The 889-nt window shown below is 42.6% G+C and carries 1 pseudogene; it reads right to left on the bottom strand.

What is annotated here, in order from left to right:
• Positions 1-889 (bottom strand): annotated as a pseudogene (locus tag LD39_RS23195) (peptidase S8); the annotation flags it as partial.

Below are 889 nucleotides of genomic sequence, written 5' to 3'. Positions count from 1 at the left end.
GCCAAAGTCGGTAAGCTCGAATTCGAATGTGTTGCGTCCATCTTCCAGCTCTACCTCATGCTCAATCGTTTTGCTGATGGATCTCATCTTGAATGGCTCTTTGAAAATGTGTTTGTACTCTTCACTGCCATTGACGAACAAGCGCAGATCATCCCAATTATCTTTCATGGAAATTTCAAGGGTCGCTGTATCGTCTTTCGTTGTATGAGGACCTTCGATTTCAAGCTCAGGACCTGTAGAGTCAATCATGAATTTACGTTTGAACGAAATGTCATTACCTTGATCATCAACTGCGTAAAACTCAATTTCTTTCACACCGTCTGTTTTGAAAGTAAGCTTTTCGCTGAAATTGTAACGGTTTTCTACTTCATCCCAGTTCAATTTTGATTCTTTGCCATCAATCGTCAGTTTTTCAACTTTCGAATCATCTTGGACGTAACCAATGACCTGAATTTCTTTTTCAATCGTTACGCTCAAAGCTTCAGGAGTCAAAGCGGTAACTGCAGGAATTGTGTCATCGCCTTCCGTTACAGCATCCGTAGCTGCATTTCCAGCATAGTCATGCGCAACGACTTGGACACCTTTTACTCCGTCCAATTTCTCGAATGTGTAGGAATCTTCATCTGGTCCAAGAGGTTCTTCAAGGACACTGTCGCCATTGACGACGATATCAAAGTAAGAAAGTCCTGTACCTTCATCGAAGGCATCCCAGGAGACTTCGCCGGTTTCTTTATTATAAGAAACTTCCAAGTCTGGAGCTTTTGTATCGACTTTTAGAGGAATCTTCTTCGACTGCCATTCGGCACCCTCAAAGTCGATGACTGATTTCACTTCATAGTAGTACTGACCATCTTCCACGACTTTTCCATCTACTTTACCATCCCAGGCG

Origin of the sequence: Halobacillus sp. BBL2006 (genome assembly GCF_000786645.1) — a bacterium.
Taxonomy (GTDB): Bacteria; Bacillota; Bacilli; order Bacillales; family Halobacillaceae; genus Halobacillus.
The sequence above is the reverse complement of the archived record's forward strand: the minus strand, read 5'-3'. Positions and strand labels throughout refer to the sequence as shown.